The sequence below is a fragment of the Pseudomonas sp. AN-1 genome (genome assembly GCF_034057115.1).
Classification (GTDB): Bacteria; Pseudomonadota; Gammaproteobacteria; order Pseudomonadales; family Pseudomonadaceae; genus Geopseudomonas.
The window spans coordinates 4,123,990-4,143,704 of the sequence record NZ_CP139195.1 but is presented as its reverse complement, the minus strand read 5'-3'; the positions used below and the strand labels follow the sequence as shown (position 1 = coordinate 4,143,704).

General features: G+C 69.8%; 20 protein-coding genes. 11 read left to right on the top strand and 9 right to left on the bottom strand.

All coding sequences use genetic code 11. The features are described from left to right. Positions 1-3: 3 nt before the first annotated feature. The 3 genes from mlaD to SK095_RS19410 are packed head-to-tail and all read right to left on the bottom strand — an operon-like array spanning position 4 to position 2,083. Positions 4-477, bottom strand: coding sequence for an outer membrane lipid asymmetry maintenance protein MlaD (gene mlaD, locus SK095_RS19420; RefSeq protein ID WP_136488256.1), 474 nt, complete (start codon positions 475-477; stop codon positions 4-6). Next, positions 477-1,274, bottom strand: coding sequence for a lipid asymmetry maintenance ABC transporter permease subunit MlaE (mlaE, locus tag SK095_RS19415; protein ID WP_136488257.1), 798 nt, complete (start codon positions 1,272-1,274; stop codon positions 477-479). Before mlaE ends, mlaD begins: the two co-directional genes overlap by 1 nt. Beyond that, a complete protein-coding gene (locus SK095_RS19410; RefSeq protein ID WP_136488258.1) occupies positions 1,274-2,083 on the bottom strand; it encodes an ATP-binding cassette domain-containing protein in 810 nt (269 codons plus the stop codon). The genes mlaE and SK095_RS19410 overlap by 1 nt, the downstream gene beginning before the upstream one ends. A 205-nt stretch (positions 2,084-2,288) precedes the next feature. On the opposite strand from SK095_RS19410, the gene SK095_RS19405 reads away from it, so the two are divergent. The 10 genes from SK095_RS19405 to SK095_RS19360 all read left to right on the top strand — a co-directional run bounded on the left by SK095_RS19405 (position 2,289) and on the right by SK095_RS19360 (position 9,311). Further along, positions 2,289-3,263, top strand: coding sequence for a KpsF/GutQ family sugar-phosphate isomerase (locus SK095_RS19405; protein ID WP_320547208.1), 975 nt, complete (start codon positions 2,289-2,291; stop codon positions 3,261-3,263). Continuing rightward, on the top strand, positions 3,263-3,787 hold the full coding sequence (locus SK095_RS19400; protein ID WP_320547207.1) for an HAD family hydrolase: 525 nt from the start codon (positions 3,263-3,265) through the stop codon (positions 3,785-3,787). Before SK095_RS19405 ends, SK095_RS19400 begins: the two co-directional genes overlap by 1 nt. Positions 3,788-3,797: 10 nt before the next feature. Continuing rightward, a complete protein-coding gene (lptC, locus tag SK095_RS19395) occupies positions 3,798-4,367 on the top strand; it encodes an LPS export ABC transporter periplasmic protein LptC (RefSeq protein WP_320547206.1) in 570 nt (189 codons plus the stop codon). Further along, a complete protein-coding gene (lptA, locus tag SK095_RS19390) occupies positions 4,354-4,899 on the top strand; it encodes a lipopolysaccharide transport periplasmic protein LptA (protein ID WP_136488262.1) in 546 nt (181 codons plus the stop codon). The genes lptC and lptA overlap by 14 nt, the downstream gene beginning before the upstream one ends. Beyond that, a complete protein-coding gene (lptB, locus tag SK095_RS19385; protein ID WP_136488263.1) occupies positions 4,896-5,621 on the top strand; it encodes an LPS export ABC transporter ATP-binding protein in 726 nt (241 codons plus the stop codon). The genes lptA and lptB overlap by 4 nt, the downstream gene beginning before the upstream one ends. Before the next feature lie 193 nt (positions 5,622-5,814). After that, positions 5,815-7,305, top strand: coding sequence for an RNA polymerase factor sigma-54 (locus SK095_RS19380; protein WP_136488264.1), 1,491 nt, complete (start codon positions 5,815-5,817; stop codon positions 7,303-7,305). A gap of 69 nt (positions 7,306-7,374) precedes the next feature. Next, positions 7,375-7,683, top strand: a complete 309-nt coding sequence (hpf, locus tag SK095_RS19375; RefSeq protein ID WP_136488265.1) for a ribosome hibernation-promoting factor, HPF/YfiA family — start codon at positions 7,375-7,377, stop codon at positions 7,681-7,683. A 10-nt stretch (positions 7,684-7,693) separates the two neighbouring features. After that, entirely contained in the window at positions 7,694-8,158 is a 465-nt protein-coding gene (ptsN, locus tag SK095_RS19370; RefSeq protein ID WP_136488266.1) for a PTS IIA-like nitrogen regulatory protein PtsN, read from the top strand. Positions 8,159-8,161: 3 nt separating this feature from the next. Next, positions 8,162-9,019: an RNase adapter RapZ gene (rapZ, locus tag SK095_RS19365; protein ID WP_136488267.1), complete on the top strand. Its 858-nt coding sequence runs from the start codon at positions 8,162-8,164 to the stop codon at positions 9,017-9,019. A gap of 19 nt (positions 9,020-9,038) precedes the next feature. Beyond that, the gene (locus SK095_RS19360; protein ID WP_201485157.1) at positions 9,039-9,311 is read left to right on the top strand and encodes an HPr family phosphocarrier protein; all 273 of its coding nucleotides are present in this window, start codon (positions 9,039-9,041) and stop codon (positions 9,309-9,311) included. Positions 9,312-9,365: 54 nt separating this feature from the next. On the opposite strand, the gene pmbA is transcribed toward SK095_RS19360, so the two are convergent. Further along, complete coding sequence (pmbA, locus tag SK095_RS19355; protein ID WP_320547205.1) at positions 9,366-10,715, bottom strand: metalloprotease PmbA; 1,350 nt, start codon at positions 10,713-10,715, stop codon at positions 9,366-9,368. 95 nt (positions 10,716-10,810) lie between these two features. On the opposite strand from pmbA, the gene yjgA reads away from it, so the two are divergent. After that, positions 10,811-11,332: a ribosome biogenesis factor YjgA gene (gene yjgA / locus SK095_RS19350; protein WP_136488270.1), complete on the top strand. Its 522-nt coding sequence runs from the start codon at positions 10,811-10,813 to the stop codon at positions 11,330-11,332. A gap of 98 nt (positions 11,333-11,430) precedes the next feature. Here the strand turns inward: yjgA and tldD are convergent, their stop codons facing one another. The 5 genes from tldD to SK095_RS19325 are packed head-to-tail and all read right to left on the bottom strand — an operon-like array spanning position 11,431 to position 19,710. Then, a complete protein-coding gene (gene tldD / locus SK095_RS19345) occupies positions 11,431-12,870 on the bottom strand; it encodes a metalloprotease TldD (RefSeq protein ID WP_320547204.1) in 1,440 nt (479 codons plus the stop codon). Beyond that, positions 12,867-13,721, bottom strand: coding sequence for a carbon-nitrogen hydrolase family protein (locus tag SK095_RS19340; RefSeq protein ID WP_320548931.1), 855 nt, complete (start codon positions 13,719-13,721; stop codon positions 12,867-12,869). The genes tldD and SK095_RS19340 overlap by 4 nt, the downstream gene beginning before the upstream one ends. A gap of 46 nt (positions 13,722-13,767) precedes the next feature. Continuing rightward, positions 13,768-17,604, bottom strand: coding sequence for a YhdP family protein (locus SK095_RS19335; RefSeq protein WP_320547203.1), 3,837 nt, complete (start codon positions 17,602-17,604; stop codon positions 13,768-13,770). Positions 17,605-17,618: 14 nt separating this feature from the next. After that, on the bottom strand, positions 17,619-19,076 hold the full coding sequence (rng, locus tag SK095_RS19330; RefSeq protein ID WP_320547202.1) for a ribonuclease G: 1,458 nt from the start codon (positions 19,074-19,076) through the stop codon (positions 17,619-17,621). A 43-nt stretch (positions 19,077-19,119) separates the two neighbouring features. After that, the gene (locus tag SK095_RS19325) at positions 19,120-19,710 is read right to left on the bottom strand and encodes a Maf family protein (protein WP_136488275.1); all 591 of its coding nucleotides are present in this window, start codon (positions 19,708-19,710) and stop codon (positions 19,120-19,122) included. Positions 19,711-19,715 lie beyond the last annotated feature (5 nt).

The following is a 19,715-nucleotide window of genomic DNA, read 5'->3' as shown; positions in this document are numbered from 1 at the left end:
CCTTTATTGCTTGGCGGGTTCTTTGTTGACGGAGTTGAGCAGGAACTTGCCGATCAGATCCTCCAGCACCAGGGCCGACTGGGTATCGCGGATCACCCCGCCGTCGGCCAGCACCTGCTCCTCGCCACCGATGCTGATGCCGATGTACTTCTCGCCGAGCAGCCCGGCGGTGAGGATCGACGCGGTGGAATCGGTAGGTAGATTGTTGACGCGCCCGTCGAGTTCCATGGTCACACGCCCCATGAAGCTGTCGTGGTCGAGATCGACGGCCACCACCTTGCCGATGGTCACCCCGGCCATGGTCACCTTGGCGCGCGGGCTGACCCCGGCGGTGTTGTCGAAGTAGGCGTAGACGCGGTAGGTGTCCTGCGCCGAGCCGATGGTCAGACCGCTGACGCGCAGGGCCAGCAGCAGCAGGGCCAGCAGGCCGGCGAGGAGGAACAGGCCGACGCCGATTTCCAGGGAGCGGGATTGCATCAGAAGTCTCCAAACATCAGAGCGGTAAGGATGAAGTCGAGGCCGAGCACGGCCAGCGAGGCGTAGACCACGGTGCGGGTGGTGGCGCGACTGATGCCCTCGGAGGTCGGCTCGCAGTCGTAGCCCTGGAACACCGCGATCCAGGTCACCACCACGGCGAACACCAGGCTCTTGATCACGCCGTTGAGCACGTCGCCCTGGAGCTCCACGCTGCGCTGCATGTTGCCCCAGTAGGAGCCCTCGTAGACGCCGAGCCAGTCCACCGCGACCATCGCCCCACCCCAGATGCCGACCACGGTGAAGATCGCCGAGAGCAGCGGCATGGAGATGAAGCCGGCCCACAGGCGCGGGGCGATGATGTACTTGAGCGGGTCGACGCCGATCATCTCCAGGCTGGACAGCTGCTCGGTGGACTTCATGTTGCCGATTTCGGCGGTCAGCGCCGAGCCGGCACGCCCGGCGAACAGCAGCGCGGTGACCACCGGGCCCAGCTCGCGCAGCAGGGTCAGGGCGACCATCTGGCCGACCGCCTCCTCGGAGGCGAAGTCCACCAGGATGTTGTAGCCCTGCAGGGCCAGCACCATGCCGATGAAGATGCCGGAGACGATGATGATCGCCAGCGACAGCACGCCGACCGCATACAGCTGCTTGACCAGCAGCTGCAGGAAACTGCCGGCGCCGTTGCGGCCGAACAGGGCATGGCCGAGGAACAGGGTCGAGCGGCCGAGGGCCTCGAGCACGTCGAGGCCGGAGCGACCGAGCAGGCGCACGCGCTCGATCAACGGAGTCCTGCGCATCAGGGCTCTCCCAGCAGGTCGCGGCGGTAGTCGGCCGCGGGATAGTGGAAGGGTACCGGCCCGTCGGCGATGCCCTGCATGAACTGGCGGATGCGCGGGTTATCGGACTCCATGAGTTCGGCCGGAGTGCCCTGGCCGAGCACCTGGCTGTCGCCGACCACGTACAGGTAGTCGGCGATGCTGGCGGTCTCGGCCAGGTCGTGGGACACCACGATACTGGTCAGCCCGAGGGCATCGTTGAGCTGGCGGATCAGGCGCACCAGCACCCCCATGGCGATGGGATCCTGGCCGACGAAGGGCTCGTCGTACATGAGGATCTGCGGGTCCAGGGCGATCGCCCGCGCCAGCGCCACGCGGCGCTTCATGCCGCCGGACAGCTCGTCGGGCATCAGTTCGATGGCGCCGCGCAGGCCGACCGCCTGCAGCTTCATCAGCACGATGTCGCGGATCATCTCCTCGGGGAGGCGGGTGTGCACGCGCAGCGGGAAGGCGACGTTCTCGAACACGTCGAGATCGGTGAACAGCGCGCCGCTCTGGAACAGCACGCCCATCTGCTTGCGCATGTCGAACAGTTCGCGGCGCGACAGCTGCGGCAGATTGTGGCCGTTGACGATCACCTGGCCGCTGGCCGGGCGCAGCTGGGCGCCGATCAGGCGCAGCAGGGTGGTCTTGCCGCAGCCGGAGGGGCCCATGATGCCGGTGACCTTGCCGCGCGGGATGCTCAGGTTCACATTATCGAAGATGGTGCGCGTGCCGCGCCTGAAGGTCACCCCCTTCAGCTCGACGGCATACGCGTTGTCGCTAGTCATCGGAACTCCTTGCGTGCCGGCCTTCCGTGCAGACGCCCGAACCCTAGGCAGGGACATCCGGCAGCCGCTGGCCGAATAGGCGCGCACTATACACCGCCGGCCGGACGCGCCCAAGCACCGCGCCGCCGAGGCAACGGCAGATGATGAGCGGTCGCCGGTTTGTCGGTATAATCGTTCGCTTGATCAGCCAACCGTGCCTGCGCCCATGACCCAGACGCCGTCCTTCATCCAATCCGCCCAGCGCACCATCCGTATGGAACTGGACGCCGTGAACGACCTGCTTGCGCGGATCAACGGCGACTTCGTGCGCGCCTGCGAACTGCTGCTGGCCTGCAAGGGCCGCGTGGTGGTGGTCGGCATGGGCAAGTCCGGCCACATCGGCCGCAAGATCGCCGCGACCCTGGCCAGCACCGGCACCACCGCCTTCTTCGTCCACCCCGCCGAGGCCAGCCACGGCGACATGGGCATGATCACCCGCGACGACGTGGTGCTGGCGCTGTCCAACTCGGGCAGCACCGCCGAGATCGTCACCCTGCTGCCGCTGATCAAGCGCCTGGGCATCACCCTGATCAGCATGACCGGCAACCCCGACTCGCCGCTGGCCCAGGCCGCGGCGGTCAACCTGGATGCCGGCGTGGCCCAGGAGGCCTGCCCGCTGAACCTGGCGCCGACCTCCTCGACCACCGTCTCGCTGGTGCTCGGCGACGCCCTGGCCATCGCCCTGCTGGAAGCGCGCGGCTTCACCGCCGAGGACTTCGCCTTCTCCCATCCGGGGGGCGCCCTGGGCCGCCGCCTGCTGCTCAAGGTGGAGAACATCATGCACGACGGCGAGCGCCTGCCCTGCGTGCCGCGCGGCACGCCGCTGCGCGAGGCACTGCTGGAGATGACCCGCAAGGGCCTGGGCATGACCGTGATCACCGAGCCCGACGGCCGCCTGGCCGGGATCTTCACCGACGGCGACCTGCGCCGCGCCCTGGACCGCGGCGTCGACGTGCGCCAGGCGTCGATCGACGAACTGATGACCGCCGGCGGCAAGACCGTGCGCCCGGACATGCTCGCCGCCGAGGCGCTGAAGATCATGGAGGACAACCGCATCAGCGCCCTGGTGGCGGTGGACGCGGACCAGCGCGCCGTCGGCGCCCTGAACATGCACGACCTGCTGCGCGCCGGAGTGATGTGATGAACGACGAACTGCTGCAACGCGCCCGCGCCATCCGCCTGGCGATCTTCGACGTCGACGGCGTGCTGACCGACGGCAAGCTGTACTTCCTGCCCGAGGGCGGCGAGTTCAAGACCTTCAACACCCTCGACGGCCACGGCATCAAGATGCTGATCAACTCCGGGGTGCGCACCGCGATCATCAGCGGCCGCAGCGCTCCGGTGGTCGAGCGGCGGGCGAAGAACCTCGGCATTCAGCACCTGGTGCAGGGCCGCGAGGACAAGCTGGTGGTACTCGATGAACTGCTGGCCGAACTGGGACTCTCATACGAGCAGGTCGCCTATCTGGGCGACGACCTGCCCGACCTGCCGGTGATCCGCCGGGTCGGCCTCGGCATGGCGGTGGCCAGCGCCGACGCCTTCGTCCGCCAGCATGCGGCGGCGGTGACCCAGGCCCGCGGCGGCGAAGGCGCCGCCCGCGAGTTCTGCGAACTGATCATGCGCGCCCAGGGCACGCTGGAGGCGGCCCAGGCCGCCTACCTGTGACGGATCCCCGATGAATCCCACCCTGCGCACCTTCCTGCCGTTCGCCCTGCTGGCCACCCTGCTGGCGGCCATCGGCTACTGGAACATCCGCCCGGAAAGCTTCATGACCCGCAGCGTCTCGGCGCCGGCCGAGGACGCCATCGACTTCTATGCGGAGAACGCCCGCAGCGTGCAGTTCCAGGCCGACGGCGCCCTGCACTACCGCCTGAGCGCCGAGCACCTGGAACACCTGCAGAGCAGCGACGTCACCCGCCTGACCCGCCCGGAACTGCGCCTGTACCGCGGCAGCGCCTACCCCTGGCACGTGCTGAGCGAGCGCGGCGAGGTGTCGCCCGGCGGCGTGCAGGTCGACCTGCTCGACGGCGTGCGCGTGGAGCGCAGCGACGCCAAGGGCCGCCCCATCCTGCTCACCACATCCCGTCTGAGCGTGTTTCCCGAGCGGGAGTACGCCGAGACGTCCCAGCCGGTGCGTATCGAGGCCGCCAACGGCGTGACCACCGCCTCCGGCCTGCAGGCCTATCTCAACGAAAGCCGGATGCTCCTGAAATCCAATGTGCGAGGACAGCATGAGGTTCGCTAACCCCCTTCCCCTCCTCTTCGGTCTGGGCATCCTGCTGGCCGGCGCGCCGGCCTGGTCCCTGCCGAGCGACCGCAACCAGCCGATCCGCGTGCAGGCCGACAGCGCCGAGCTGGACGACGCCCAGGGCGTCGCCGTGTACCGCGGCGGCGTGGTGATCACCCAGGGCAGCCTGAAGATCACCGGCGACACCGTGACCATCACCCAGGACAAGAGCGGCGACATCGAGGTGTTCACCGCGACCGGCAAGCCGGCCTACTACGAGCAGCAGCCGGCCGCCGACAAGCCGCTGGTCAAGGCCTACGGCCTGACCATCCAGTACTTCGCCGCCAACGAGCGCATCGTGCTGATCGACCAGGCCAAGGTGGTCCAGGAAGGCAACACCTTCGAAGGCGAGAAGATCGTCTACGACACCCAGCGCCAGATCGTCAACGCCGGGCGCGCCACCGGCAGCAAGGTGACCACGCCGCGCGCGCGCATCGACATGGTCATCCAGCCGCGCAAGAAGGCCGAGCCGGAGCAGAACACCCCATGAGCACCCTGATCGCCCAGCACCTGGCCAAGAGCTACAAGGGACGCGCCGTGGTGCGCGACGTCAGCCTGTCGATCGACAGCGGGCAGATCGTCGGCCTGCTCGGCCCCAACGGCGCCGGCAAGACCACCTGCTTCTACATGATCGTCGGCCTGGTGCATGCCGACCAGGGTCGCGTGCTGATCGACGAGCAGGACGTCACCCACCTGCCGATGCACGGCCGCGCCCGCGCCGGCATCGGCTACCTGCCGCAGGAGGCGTCGATCTTCCGCAAGCTGACGGTGGCCGACAACATCATGGCCATCCTCGAGACGCGCAAGGACCTCGACCGCGCCGCACGGCGCGAGGCGCTGGAAAGCCTGCTGCAGGAGTTCCACATCAGCCACATCCGCGACAGCCTGGGCATGAGCCTGTCCGGCGGCGAACGCCGCCGGGTGGAGATCGCCCGCGCCCTGGCCAGCGATCCCAAGTTCATCCTCCTCGACGAACCCTTCGCCGGGGTCGACCCGATCTCGGTGGGCGACATCAAGCAGATCATCCACCACCTCAAGGAACGCGGCATCGGCGTGCTGATCACCGATCACAACGTGCGCGAGACCCTGGACATCTGCGAGACCGCCTACATCGTCAATGCCGGCCAGCTGATCGCCGAAGGCGATGCCGAGAGCATCCTCGCCAACCAGCTGGTCAAGGACGTCTACCTGGGCCACGAGTTCCGCCTGTAGGCCGCCGGCAGCGCACCCCGTCCGCGCCCGCCCTCTGCCGGGCGCCCCCACCCGACTGCGCCTTTTCGGGCGACTGTCAAGCCTAGGCAAAGCCGCAAATATCGGGCATATAATTTGCTAACCGCGGCGCCCCGGCGCCCAGCAGTGGACAGCGCGCAGGCGCTGGCAGACCCAAGGTGCCAACTCCCAAGCCATGAAACACTCGCTAGTCCTCAAGATGGGCCAGCAGCTGACGATGACACCGCAGCTGCAACAAGCCATTCGTCTGCTCCAGCTGTCGACCCTCGACCTGCAGCAGGAAATCCAGGAAGCCCTCGACTCCAACCCGATGCTCGAGCGACAGGAAGACGGCGACGACTTCGACAGCAGCGACCCGCTGGCGGAGAGCGAAGGCCCCTCCTCCGGCGCCAGCCACGACAGCACGGTCGCCACCACCGAGCGCGACCCCGACAGTCTCGACGAGGGCCAGTGGGAGGAGCGCATCCCCAGCGAGCTGCCGGTGGATACCGCCTGGGAGGACATCTACCAGACCAGCGCCAGCAGCCTGCCGAGCAGCGAGGACGACGAGTGGGACTTCACCGCCCGCACCTCCTCCGGCGAGAGCCTGCACAGCCACCTGCTCTGGCAGCTCAACCTGGCGCCGATGAGCGACAGCGACCGGCTGATCGCCATGTCGATCATCGACGCCATCAACAACGACGGCTATCTCGAGGAAAGCCTCGAGGAGATCCTCGACTCCCTCGACCCTGAACTGGGCATCGAGCTGGACGAGGTGGAAATGGTCCTGCACCGCGTGCAGCAGTTCGAGCCACTGGGCATCGGCGCACGCGACCTCAGCGAGTGCCTGCTGCTGCAGCTGAAGCAGCTGCCAGCCGACACCCCCTGGCTGGACGAGGCGCGCCGCGTCGCCCGCGACCACCTCGACCTGCTCGGCAGCCGCGACTACGCCCAGCTGATGCGGCGCCTGCGCCTGAAGGAGGACGAGCTGCGCCAGGTGGTCGAGCTGATCCAGCGCCTCAACCCGCGTCCCGGCGCACAGATCGAGGCCGGCGAGGCCGAGTACGTGGTCCCCGACGTGATCGTGCGCAAGGACAACGAGCGCTGGCTGGTCGAGCTCAACCCCGACGCCATGCCGCGCCTGCGGGTCAACCCGCACTATGCCGGCCTGGTACGCCGCGCCGACTCCAGCGCCGACAACACCTACATGCGCAACCAGCTGCAGGAAGCGCGCTGGTTCATCAAGAGCCTGCTCAGCCGCAACGAGACGCTGATGAAGGTCGCCACCCAGATCGTCGAGCAGCAGCGCGGCTTTCTCGAGTACGGCGAGGAGGCGATGAAGCCGCTGGTGCTGCACGACATCGCCGAGGCGGTGGGCATGCACGAGTCGACCATCTCGCGGGTCACCACGCAGAAGTACATGCACACCCCGCGCGGCATCTACGAACTCAAGTACTTTTTCTCCAGCCACGTCAGCACCGCCGAGGGCGGCGAATGCTCGTCGACGGCGATCCGCGCCATCATCAAGAAACTGGTGGCGGCGGAAAACCCGAAAAAGCCATTGAGTGACAGCAAGATCGCTGGTTTACTGGAAGAGCAGGGGATTCAAGTGGCCCGCCGGACCATCGCCAAATACCGGGAGTCCCTCGGCATTGCACCCTCCAGCGAGCGCAAGCGACTGGTGTAGCGTTCGAGCAGCAGAATTCAGGTGGCGGGGAATATCCCGCCAGCAACGTAGGTAATAAGGAGAAGCGGTATGCAAGTCAATATCAGTGGCCAACACCTGGAAGTGACCGACACTCTGCGTGACTACGTCAACGAGAAATTCGAGCGCCTGGCGCGCCATTTCGACAAGATCACCAACGTCCAGGTGATCATGCAGGTGGAGAAACTGAAGCAGAAGATCGAAGCGACCCTGCATATTGCCGGCGGCGAAGTGGTCGCCAACGCCGAGCACGAGGACATGTACGCCGCCATCGACCTGCTGGCCGACAAGCTGGACCGCCAGCTGATCAAGCACAAGGAAAAACAGATCGAACGCGAACAGGGCGCCGCTGCCCGCTGATCATTCCCCGATGATTCGACTAGAGCACATCCTGACCCCCGGCCGTTCCCAGGTGAACGTGCCGGGAGGCAGCAAGAAGCGCGTTCTCGAGCAGATCGCCAACCTCGTAGCCCGGGACATTCCCGGGCTCGACGCACATGACATCTTCGAAAGCCTGGTGGCCCGCGAGAAGCTCGGCTCCACCGGCTTCGGCAATGGCATCGCCATCCCCCACTGCCGCCTGGCCGGCTGCTCGGTGCCGGTCAGCGCCCTGCTGCGCCTGGATGCCCCGGTAGACTTCGACGCCCTCGACGGCGCGCCGGTGGACCTGCTGTTCGTCCTCTTGGTGCCGGAAACCGCCACCGAGGAACACCTCGAGCTGCTGCGCCAGATCGCCGGCCTGCTCGACCGTGCCGACGTGCGAGAGCGCCTGCGCCAGGCCAGGGATGGATTCGACCTCTACCAGGTGGTGCTCGATACCGTGGACGGACGCTGAGCCATGCGCCTGGTGATCGTCAGCGGCCGCTCCGGCTCGGGCAAGAGCACCGCCCTGGCCGTACTTGAGGACAACGGCTTCTACTGCATCGACAACCTGCCCGCCAGCCTGCTGCCCGACCTCGGCGAGCGCGCCCTGCTGCAGACCGAACTGCTGCAGCCCAAGGTCGCGGTGTCCATCGACGCACGCAACCTGCCCAGCCAGCTCCGCCGTTTCCCCGAGCTGCTCGACCAGCTGCGCCAGCGCAACATCCAGTGCGACGTGCTGTACCTGGACGCCGACAACGCCACCCTGCTCAAGCGCTTCTCGGAAACCCGCCGGCGCCACCCGCTGACCAGCGATGAGCGCTCGCTGAGCGAGGCGATCGATGACGAACGCCAGCTGCTGGCGCCGATCGCCGACCTGGCCGACCTGAAGATCGACACCGCCAACCTCAACCTCTACCAGCTCAGCGATACCCTCAAGCTGCGCCTGCTGGACAAGCCGCAGCCGGGCACCGCCTTCCTGATCGAGTCGTTCGGCTTCAAGCGCGGCATGCCGGTGGACGCCGACCTGGTGTTCGACGTGCGCTGCCTGCCCAATCCCTACTGGAAGCCGGACCTGCGCGAGTACAGCGGCCTCGAGGCGGTGGTGCGCGACTACCTGGACGCCCAGCCGGACGTCGAGGAGATGTACCAGGACCTGCTCGCCTACCTCAGCAAGTGGCTGCCGCGCTTCGCCGCCAGCAACCGCGCCTACGTCACCGTGGCCATCGGCTGCACCGGCGGCCACCACCGCTCGGTGTACCTCGCCGAGCGCCTGGGCGCCGCGCTGCGCGACAGCCTGGGCAACCTGCAGATCCGTCACCGCGACCTCAAGTAACCAGGACACTTCCCGCCCGATGCCAGCCTGCGACGTCACCATCATCAACAAGCTCGGCCTGCATGCCCGCGCCGCCGCCAAGTTCGTCGGCGTGGCCGGGCGCTTCCCCTGCCAGGTGCGGGTCGGTCGCTCGGCGGACAGCCTGGTGGACGGCAAGAGCATCATGTCGGTGATGATGCTGGCCGCCGGCAAGGGCACCCCGATCCACCTGCGTACCGAGGGAGAGCAGGAGCAGGAAGCCCTGCAGGCCCTGCTCGAACTGATCAACAACTACTTCGACGAAGGCGAATAGCTCCGCCCCCCCGAGGAACGGGCAGGAAACCTCCTGCCCTCCCCCGCAGCGACCTCAGCTGCCACCCACCGTCATCTTCTCGATCAGCACCGAGCCGCTGCGCACGTTGCCGCGCGTCTCCAGGTCGCTGCCCACCGCCACGATGCCCCTGAACATGTCGCGCAGGTTGCCGGCGACGGTCACCTCCTGCACCGGGAACTGGATCACCCCGTTCTCCACCCAGAAGCCCGCCGCACCGCGCGAGTAGTCGCCGGTGACCAGGTTGAGGCCCTGCCCCATCAGCTCGGTGACCAGCAGGCCGCGATCCATGCGGCGGATCAGCGCCGCCTGATCCTCGCTGCCGTGGCTGACGAACAGGTTGTGTACGCCGCCGGCGTTGGCGGTGCTCGGCATGCCCAGCTTGCGTCCGGAATAGGTGCCGAGGGCATAGGAGACCAGCTTGCCGCCTTCGACGAAGGGCTTGGCATAGGTGGCCAGGCCGTCGCCGTCGAAGCTGGCGCTGCCCATGCCGCGCGACAGGTGCGGACGCTCGTCGAGGCTCAGCCAGTCGGGGAACAGCGTCTGGCCCAGCGCGCCCTCGAGGAAGGAGGCCTTGCGGTACAGGCTGCCGCCGGAGATCGCCGCGAGGAAGTGGCCGAACAGCCCGGTGGCCAGTTCGGCGGCGAACAGCACCGGCACCTCGCAGGTCGGCACCGGCCGCGCGCCCAGGCGCGCCACCGCGCGCTCGGCGGCGCGCCGGCCGATCGACTCGGCACTGGCCAGCTCGCTGCCGATGCGGCTGACGTCGTACCAGTAGTCGCGCTGCATCTGCCCTTCGCCCTCGGCGATCATCACGCAGCTCAGGCTGTGCCGGCTGGAGGCGTAGCCGCCGACGAAGCCGTGGCTGTTGCCGTACACCCGGCAGCCCAGGTGGGTGTTGAGGGTGGTACCGTCGGCGCGGGTGACCCTGGGATCGGCGGCGAAGGCCGCCGCCTCGCAGGCCAGCGCCTGCTCGATGGCCTGCTCCGGATCGATCGCCCAGGGATGGTACAGATCGAGATCGGGCAGTTCGCGGGCCATCAGTGCGGCGTCGGCAAGGCCTGCGCAGTCGTCCTCGGAAGCGTGACGGGCGATGGCCAGCGCCGCCGCCACGGTCTCGCGTATCGCGCTCTCGCCCTGCGCCGAGGTGCTCGCCGAACCCTTGCGCTGGCCGAGGTAGAGGGTGATGCCGAAGCCACGGTCGCGGTTGAACTCGACCGTCTCCACCTCGCCCTGGCGCACGCTGGTGGACAGCCCCTGCTCCAGCGACACCGCCACCTCGCAGGCGCTGGCGCCCTGGCGGCGCGCCTCGGCGAGGATCGCCTCGACCTGCTCCTGCAATCCCGGCAGGGCCTGCGGCCCCACGCTTTCCACGGCTGAATTCATGTCCTGCTCCTGTTTTCCCGCCGGCGTGCCGGCCGGGCCGGACAAGCGGCCCCTTGAGTGGTTATCATGGCGGCGTTTCCCAGCGGACCCACCCCATGTCTGAACAATTCGACGACGACTTCTCCGGAGAGAAGAGCAAAACCCAGGTCAAGCGCGAACTGCATGCGCTGCAGGACCTCGGCGTGCGCCTGACCACCCTCAAGCCCGAGCAGCTCGAGCGCCTGCCGCTCTCCGACATGCTGCTCAAGGCACTGCTCGAGGCGCCCAAGCACAAGGCCCACGCCGCGCGCAAACGCCACATCCAGTACATCGGCAAGCTGATGCGCAGCCAGGACCTCGAAGCCATCACCGGTCTGCTCGACCAGATGGACGCCTCCACCCGCCAGTACAACGAGCGCTTCCACGCCCTCGAGCGCTGGCGCGACCGACTGGTCGGCGGTGGCGACAGCGACCTCGAGGCGCTGCTCGGCGAATATCCCGAGGCCGACGTCCAGCACCTGCGCCAGCTGATCCGCCACGCCCAGCACGAGGCGGCGCACAACAAGCCGCCGGCGGCGGCGCGCAAGGTGTTCAAGTACCTGCGCGACCTCGACGAGGTCAAGCGCGGCCTGCGCTGAGCACCCTCCCCAGTCATCGCAGGGTGGGCAACTCGCGCAGCGATCTTCCACCGCTCCATCCGCTGGGCAATCGCTGCGCGAGTTGCCCACCCCACGTGTCAGCCGCCGGTGCCGCCGACGGTGATCGCCTCGATCTTCAGGGTCGGCTGGCCGACGCCCACCGGCACCGACTGGCCGTCCTTGCCGCAGGTGCCGACGCCGCTGTCCAGCGCCAGGTCGTTGCCGACCATCGACACCCGGCTCATCGCCTCCGGACCGGTGCCGATCAGCGTCGCGCCCTTGACCGGCGCAGTGATGCGGCCGTCCTCGATCAGGTAGGCCTCGCTGGTGGAGAACACGAACTTGCCGCTGGTGATGTCCACCTGGCCGCCGCCGAGGCTGGCGCAGTACAGGCCGCGCTTCACCGAGGCGATGATCTCCTCCGGCTCGCTCTGCCCGGCCAGCATGTAGGTGTTGGTCATCCGCGGCATCGGCAGGTGCGCGTAGGACTCGCGCCGGCCGTTGCCGGTCGGCCTGACGCCCATCAGGCGGGCATTGAGCTTGTCCTGCATGTAGCCCCTGAGCACGCCGTTCTCGATCAGCGTGGTGCACTGGGTCGGCGTGCCCTCGTCGTCGAGGCTCAGCGAGCCGCGACGGCCCGCCAGGGTGCCGTCGTCGACGATGGTGCACAGGCTCGAAGCCACCTGCTGGCCGACCCGGCCGCTGTAGGCCGAGCTGCCCTTGCGGTTGAAGTCGCCTTCCAGGCCGTGGCCGACCGCCTCGTGCAGCAGCACACCGCTCCAGCCGTTGCCGAGCACCACCGGCAGGCTGCCGGCCGGCGCCGGCATTGCCTCCAGGTTGACCAGCGCCTGGCGTACCGCCTCGCGGGCATAGTCCATGGCGCGGTCGTTGTCGAGGAAGTAGCGGTAGTCGGTGCGCCCGCCGCCGCCGTGGGCGCCGCGCTCGCGGCGACCGCCCTGCTCGACGATCACGCTGACGTTGAAGCGCACCAGCGGACGCACGTCGGCGCCCAGGCTGCCGTCGGCAGCAGCCACCAGCACCTGCTCCCAGGTGCCGGCCAGGCTGACGGTGACCCGCGAGATGCGCGGATCGAGGGCGCGGGTGGCCTGGTCGACGCGCTTGAGCAGCTCGACCTTCTCGGCGCGGCTGAGCACTTCCAGCGGGTTGTCGGCGCCGTACAGGCGCGGCGGCACCTGCACCGCCGGGGTGTGCACGCGGCCCTGCTGGCCGGCACGGGCGATCGAGCGGGCGGCGCCGATGGCCTGGCGCAGGGCATGCTCCTCGATGCTGTTGCTGTAGGCGAAGCCGGTCTTCTCGCCGGACTGGGCACGCACGCCGACGCCCTGGTCGAGGTGGAAGCTGCCTTCCTTGACGATGCCGTCCTCGAGCAGCCACGACTCGGACACCTGGCTCTGGAAGTACAGGTCGGCGGCATCGATGCCGGGACCGGCCAGCTCGCCGAGCAGCACCGGCAGGCGCTCGAGGCCGAGGCCACCGGGAGTCAGCAGCTGGGCGCTGACGGAGGACAGGGTGTTCATGGGGACTCCTTGGTCTTGGTTTGCAGCGCCCCGGGATGCAGGCGGCGATGGGCATGCACCGGCATGCGCCGGCGGATGGCCGCCTGCGCCGGGCGGTCGAGATCGGCCAGCAGCACCGCCTCGCCGCGCGGCTGGCGGGCCAGGGGCTCGCCCCAGGGATCGACGATCAGCGAATGGCCGAAGGTTTCCCGCGGCCCCGGGTGCAGGCCACCCTGGTTGGCAGCCAGCAGGTAGCACTGGGTTTCGATGGCCCGCGCGCGCACGAGGATCTCCCAGTGCGCCGCGCCGGTCACCGCGGTGAACGCCGAGGGCGCGCTGATCAGCTCGGCGCCGGCCGCGCGCAGGGCGCCGTACAGTTCGGGAAAGCGCAGGTCGTAGCACACGGTCAGGCCCAGGCGCCCCACCGGGGTGTCGGCCAGCACCAGGCGCTCGCCGTGGGCGAAGTCGTCGGACTCGCGGTAGCTGCCGCGGCTGTCGGCCACCTCGACGTCGAACAGGTGCAGCTTGTCGTAGCGCGCGGCGACCTGGCCGTCGCTGTCGATCAGCAGCGAGCAGGCGTGCGGCTTGCCGTCGCGCTGCCCTTCCGGCAGCAGCGGCAGGGTACCGGCCACCAGCCACAGGCCCAGCTCGCGGGCGCAGGCCACGAGCCAGGGCAGCAGCGGCCCCTCGCCGGCGGCCTCGGCGCGACCGAGTTCGGCCAGATCGCGCCGGCCCATGGCGGCGAAGTTCTCCGGCAGCACGGCCAGCCGCGCCCCCTCCTGCGCCGCCTGCTCGAGCAGCATCCGGGCGCGCGCCAGATTGCTCGCCACGTCGGCCTGACTGACCATCTGGATGACTGCCACCCGGCCCATGCTCGTCTCCTGCTGCCTCATGATTTCATCCTAACCCGGATTCGCCTCAACGTGCGTCCCTCGCCGGCCTGCCGAACAGGCTGATCTGCGGGTCCTGCCAGGGGCCATCGACCCGGTAGTCGACGCTGGCCACCCGGGATAGGCGGTCGCCGACCAGCTGGTCGACGATGAACAGCGCGCCGGCGACCGGCGCCGCGCCAGCAAGCAGCGCGGCCAGCGGCAGGTTGTTGGACAGCGGCAGGGTCACCCGCAACTTGGCGGCGATGCGGTCCTGGGCCATGTCCAGCTGGCCGTCCAGCTCCAGGCGGGTCGACGGCCCGTCGAGCACCAGCGGCTCGCGGGTCAGCAGCACGCCGTCGGTGCCCGCCAGACTCCCCCCGATGCGATCGTAGGCCAGCCCGCGGCCGAGCAGGTCGGAGAAGTCAAGGCGCAGGCGCCGGCCGAGGGCGTTGAAGTTGAGCAGGCCGAACACCCGCAGCGCCGCGGCGCCGCCCTCCACCTCCAGCAACTGGCCCTGGCGCGCCTGCGCCACCAGGCTGCCGCTGAAGTGCCTGAGCCCGGCCATGGCCGGCGAGCCCGGCCAGCTGCCGTCGATGTCGACCTGGAAGTCGCGACTGGTGATGCTCGGTGCATAGCCCCAGGCCAGCAGCACGTCGCTCAAGTCGCCGCCGCTCAGACGACCGCGATACGCGGTGCGGCTGGCCATGCCCGTGCCCTGCCAGTCGAGGCTGCCGTCCAGGCGCAGGCCCTTGAGATCGAGGTCGAGCTGGTCGAAGCGCGCGCCGCTGCCGCTCGGGCGGCTGCGGAAATGCCAGCGGCCGAGGCGCTCCTCACCGAGGTAGAGGGCCTGGATGCTCACGTCCATCGCCGGCAGGCTGCGCGGGTCGAGCGCGGCCAGCGGGTCGCTGGCGGCGATACCGGCCGCCTCGCGCCGGGCCTTCTCCACCGCCGACTCGCGCGCCGGCAGGCGCAGGCGCTGCAGCTCGATGCGCAGCGGCGCGCTGGCGGCCGGCGGAATCACCACCTCGCCGAGCAGCTGCGGATTCTCCAGACGCAGACGCCAGTTGCGTCCGCCGCGCCGCAGGCCGACCCTGAGCTGCTCGAGGCTCAGGCTGCCGGCCGTGAAGCGCGCCAGTTCCAGCTCGGCCGACTGCAGCAGCTCGCCCGCCTGCCCGCCGCCCCGGCGCGCCTGCAGCGCCTGCCAGGCCGGCCAGTCGAATTCGCTCAGCCGGCCGCGGACGTGCAGGCCCAGCTCGCGGGGGATCTGCGCGGCCTCGCCGCCCAGACGCAGCTCGCCACGCCCACCGGCCAGCCGGCCGGGCGGCGCGACCAGGGCGAGGCTGGCCAGTCCCGCGTAGCTCAGCTCGTAGCGGCGCTCGGCGCCGCCCAGGGTCATGCTCCAGCTGGCGCTGCGCGTCTCCTCGGCCGGCTTGCCCAGCGGCGCCGGCAGATCGATGCGGGTGCCGCGCAGGTCGGAGCTGACCCGCAACTGGCTGGCTTCGCCGAAATCGAGATCCAGCCACAGCCGATAGGGCAGCTCGCCACTGGCGGGAACCTCCGCCGGCGCAGCGCCCAGCCAGCTGGCCAGACGCTCGACGGCGATGCTGCTGCGCACGTCCAGCCGTGACAGCGGCTTGCCGGGCTGGCCGCGCGCCTCGATCGCCGCCCGCAGCGGGCGGTCGAAGGCGCGGCCGCGGATATCCGCCGCACTCAGGCCGCGGGCCGTGTCGTAGCGGAAGCTGCCGCGAAGCTGCTGCAGCTCCAGCGCCGGCTGCGGCAGCTGCAGGCGCGCATCCTCGGTGGCGAAGTCGACCACCGCACGCAGGGCGCCGGCCTGGCGCGCCAGCGGGATGTCCAGCTGCAGGCGGCCGTCCAGCGGACCCTCGCCCTGCCAGCCGGCGAAGGTCTGCCGCTCGCCCAGCGGGGTGTCCTGGAGGATCTTCAGGCCATCGCCGAGGCTGGCGTGCACCTGGCCGTCGACCGTCAGGCGCGGCCCGCGCCGGCTGCCCAGCTTCACCTGCGCCTGCACGTCGCGCAGCCGACTGTCGAGCACCCGAGCGGTCGGTGCACGCACGCGCACGCCGCTGTCCTCGACGAACACCTCGCCGTCGAGCTGGCGCAGCGGCGGCCAGGCGGGCTGGTAGGCCAGCTCGGCATCGCGCACCTGGAAGTACAGACCCAGCGCGCGCGCCTGCGGCGAGGCGCCCTTGTTCAGCGAGCCCTGGTAGACGAACAGCCCCTGCTCGATCGCCCCGCCCTTGATCGCCGTCTGCAGCCACTCGGCCAGCGGCGCACTCAGGCCCGGCGAACGGGTCGGCAGGTAGCGCCCGGTGTAGCGCGCATCGCCCTGGCGCAGACCGACCTGCAGGTCCATGTAGTCCTCGGCAGCCGGGTCGCGGCGCAGACGGATCAGCATGTTGCCGGCCAGCTCGCCCTCCTCGCCCGACAGGCGCATCAGCGCGCTGGACAGGGTGAAGGCCTCGGCATCCAGGCGCCACTCCAGCCGCGCCCGGGCTCGCCGGTAGCGCCAGGGCTCGGGGAACAGGGTGTCGAGGTGCAGCATGAAGTCGTTGGCGTCCAGGCGCAGCTCGCCGCCGGCGAGACTGCCACTGAGGCTGCCGCTGACGTTTTCCAGCGCCGGCACGCCGTGCCAGGCGCTGACGCCGACCCGGTCCAGGCGCAGGTCGTACTCGACCTCCGGCAGCCCCTCGCCCCGCGGGCGAACTTCGGCGCGCAGGTCGCGCAGCCGGCCGTGCGGCGCCAGACTGGCGAGGATCTCCACCGCCTTGTCCGGCAGCGGCGCCAGGCCGCGGACCAGGCTGGCCAGCGGCGCGAGGTTGAGCCGCTCGGCCTGCAGCAGCCAGGTATCGTCCGCCGCGAGACGACGCAGCTGCAGCTGGCCGGGATTGAGCCGCTCGCCGGCGAAACTGCCGGCCAGCTCCTCGACCAGCAGGCGCCAGCCCTGCGCCTCGCGCGCGAAGTGGGCGGTCAGCGCCAGGTCGCGGAATTCGGCCAGGCTGCGCGGCGCAGGCCGCACGTCGAGCTGCGGGGCATGCAGGCGCAGCGCGGCGCGCTGGGCCTGGCCGGCGGCCCAGTCCAGCCACAGCTCGCCGCCGAGCTGCAGGCGCGGCAGCTGCCAGCCGGCAGGCAGGCGCTCGGCCAGCCAGGGCGCCCAGTCGCTCTGCGGCAGGCTGAGGTAGAGCTGCGCGGAGGCCGCGCGCCAGTCCTCGGCGCGCAGGCGGCTGTGCAGTCGCCAGCTCAGCGGCTGGCCGTCGGGCAGCAGCAGGCGGCCGTCGAGCCGCTGGGCGCTGCCCCGGTTCTCGAGAGTGAAGCCGAGGTAGTTGAGGGCAAGCACCTCGCCGCTGCGGGTCTCGATGCTCAGCCGGCTGTCGAGCAGGCGCACCTCGCCCGGCGCCAGCAGCAGGGCGAGGATCTTCGCCGGATCGAGCGGCGGCGCCGCCGGATCGAGCGGGCGCAGCCCCTTGAGCCGCCAGCGGCCGTCGGCCTGCTCCTGCAGGCCGAGCTGCAGCCCCTCCAGCTCCAGGCGGGCGATGCGCAGGCTGCGCGTGCGCAGGCTGGCCAGCACGTCCGGCACCACGCGCAACTGGTCGAGGTGCAGCGCCTCGCCGTCCAGCTGCAGCTGCAGGTCGCGCAGCACCAGCAGCGGCGCCAGTCCCTGCCAGCGGCCCTCGAGGGTGCCGACGTGCAGCGGCTGGCCGAGCGCGGCGCCGGCCCGGCGCTCCAGCTCGCCGCGGTATTCGGCCACCAGCGGCACCAGCGCGCGGCCGAGGCTGACGTAGAGCGCGGTCAGCAGCAGCGCCAGCGCTACGCCGACGAACAGGGCGTCGAGCAGCCGGGCCAGCCAGCGGCCGCTGACGGACATGTCAGGTGTTCCCCTCAGAGCAGCACCACATCGAACTGCTCCTGGGAATACTCGCTTTCCACCTGGAAGCGGATCGGCCGGCCGATGAAGGCCTCCAGATCGGCGACGTTACCCGACTCCTCGTCGAGCAGGCGGCCCACCACCTTGTCGTTGGCCAGCACCAGGTAGCCTTCGGCCTGGTAGGCGCGCGCCTCGCGCAGGATCTCGCGGAAGATCTCGTAGCACACGGTCTCCGCGGTCTTCAGCTGGCCGCGTCCCTGGCAGCTCGGGCAGGGCTCGCAGAGCACCTGCTGCAGGCTCTCGCGGGTGCGCTTGCGGGTCATCTGCACCAGGCCCAGCTCGGTGATGCCGATGATGTTGGTCTTGGCATGGTCGCGCTCGAGCATCTTCTCCAGGGTGCGCAGCACCTGGCGGCGGTGCTCCTCGTCTTCCATGTCGATGAAGTCGATGATGATGATCCCGCCGAGGTTGCGCAGGCGCAGCTGGCGGGCGATGGCGGTGGCCGCCTCGAGGTTGGTCTTGAAGATGGTTTCCTCGAGGTTGCGATGGCCGACGAAGGCGCCGGTGTTGACGTCGATGGTGGTCATCGCCTCGGCCGGGTCGATGATCAGGTAGCCGCCGGACTTGAGCAGCACCTTGCGCTCCAGCGCCTTCTGGATCTCGTCCTCGACGCCGTACAGGTCGAAGATCGGCCGCTCGCCGGGATAGTGCTCGAGGCGGTCGGCCACCTCCGGCATCAGCTCGCCGACGAACAGGCCGACCCTCTGGAAGGTCTCCCGCGAGTCGATGCGGATCTTCTCGGTGCGCGGGCTGACCAGGTCGCGCAGGGTGCGCAGGGCCAGCGACAGGTCCTCGTAGATCACCGAGGGCGCGCCGGCGCTCTGCATCTGGCTGGAAATCTGCTCCCACAGGCGGCGCAGGTAGCGGATGTCGGCGAGGATCTCGTCGTAGCCGGCGCCCTCGGCGGCGGTGCGCAGGATGAAACCACCCTGCTCCTCGATGCCCTCGGCGGCCACGCAGCTGGCCACCACCTGCTTGAGCCGCTCGCGCTCGGCCTCGCCCTCGATCTTCAGCGAGATGCCGACGTGGCTGGTGCGCGGCATGTACACCAGGTAGCGCGAGGGGATCGACAGCTGGGTGGTCAGCCGCGCGCCCTTGGTGCCGATCGGGTCCTTGGTCACCTGCACCACCAGGCTCTGCCCCTCGTGGACCAGGGCGCTGATGCTCTCCACCGCATGGCCCTCGCGGCTGGAGATTTCCGAGGCGTGGATGAAGGCGGCGCGCTCCAGGCCGATGTCGACGAAGGCCGCCTGCATGCCCGGCAGCACGCGCACCACCTTGCCCTTGTAGATGTTGCCGACGATGCCGCGGCGCTGGGTGCGCTCGACGTGCACTTCCTGCAGCACACCGTTTTCCACCACCGCCACGCGGGACTCCATCGGGGTGATGTTGATCAGGATCTCTTCGCTCATGTAGTTGTCGTTCTCGTGGCGGGAAAGGGGAGCGGTCGGCGGCTCACGCGTCGGCGGCGGACTGCCAGCAGGCGATGCCGAACTCGGCGAGCAGCGCCGCGCTCTCGGCCAGCGGCAGGCCGACCACGGCCGAATAGCTGCCCTCCAGGCGCTCGACGAAGATCGCCGCCAGGCCCTGGATCGCGTAGCCGCCGGCCTTGTCCTGCGGCTCGCCGGTATTCCAGTATGCATCGCCTTCGCCGGCGGTGATTGGGCGAAAGTGCACACGGCTGCTCACCACCCGGGCCAGGCAGCGGGTCGCGTCGGCCACCGCCACGGCGGTGAGCACCTCGTGGCTGCGCCCGGACAGCGCGGCGAGCATGGCCAGGGCGTCGGCGCGGTCCGCCGGCTTGCCGAGGATGCGTCCGTCGAGCACCACCGCGGTATCGGCGCCCAGCACGCAGCCCTGGCCGTCCAGCGCGGCCAGGCCGGCGGCGGCCTTGGCCCGCGCCAGGCGCTCGACATAGGCGGTCGGCGCTTCGCCGGGCAGCACGCTTTCGTCGACGGGCGCGTCGACGCGGCGGTGGGGAACGCCGATCTGCAGCAGCAGTTCGCGGCGGCGCGGCGAGGCGGAAGCGAGATGGAGCTGGCTCACGTGCG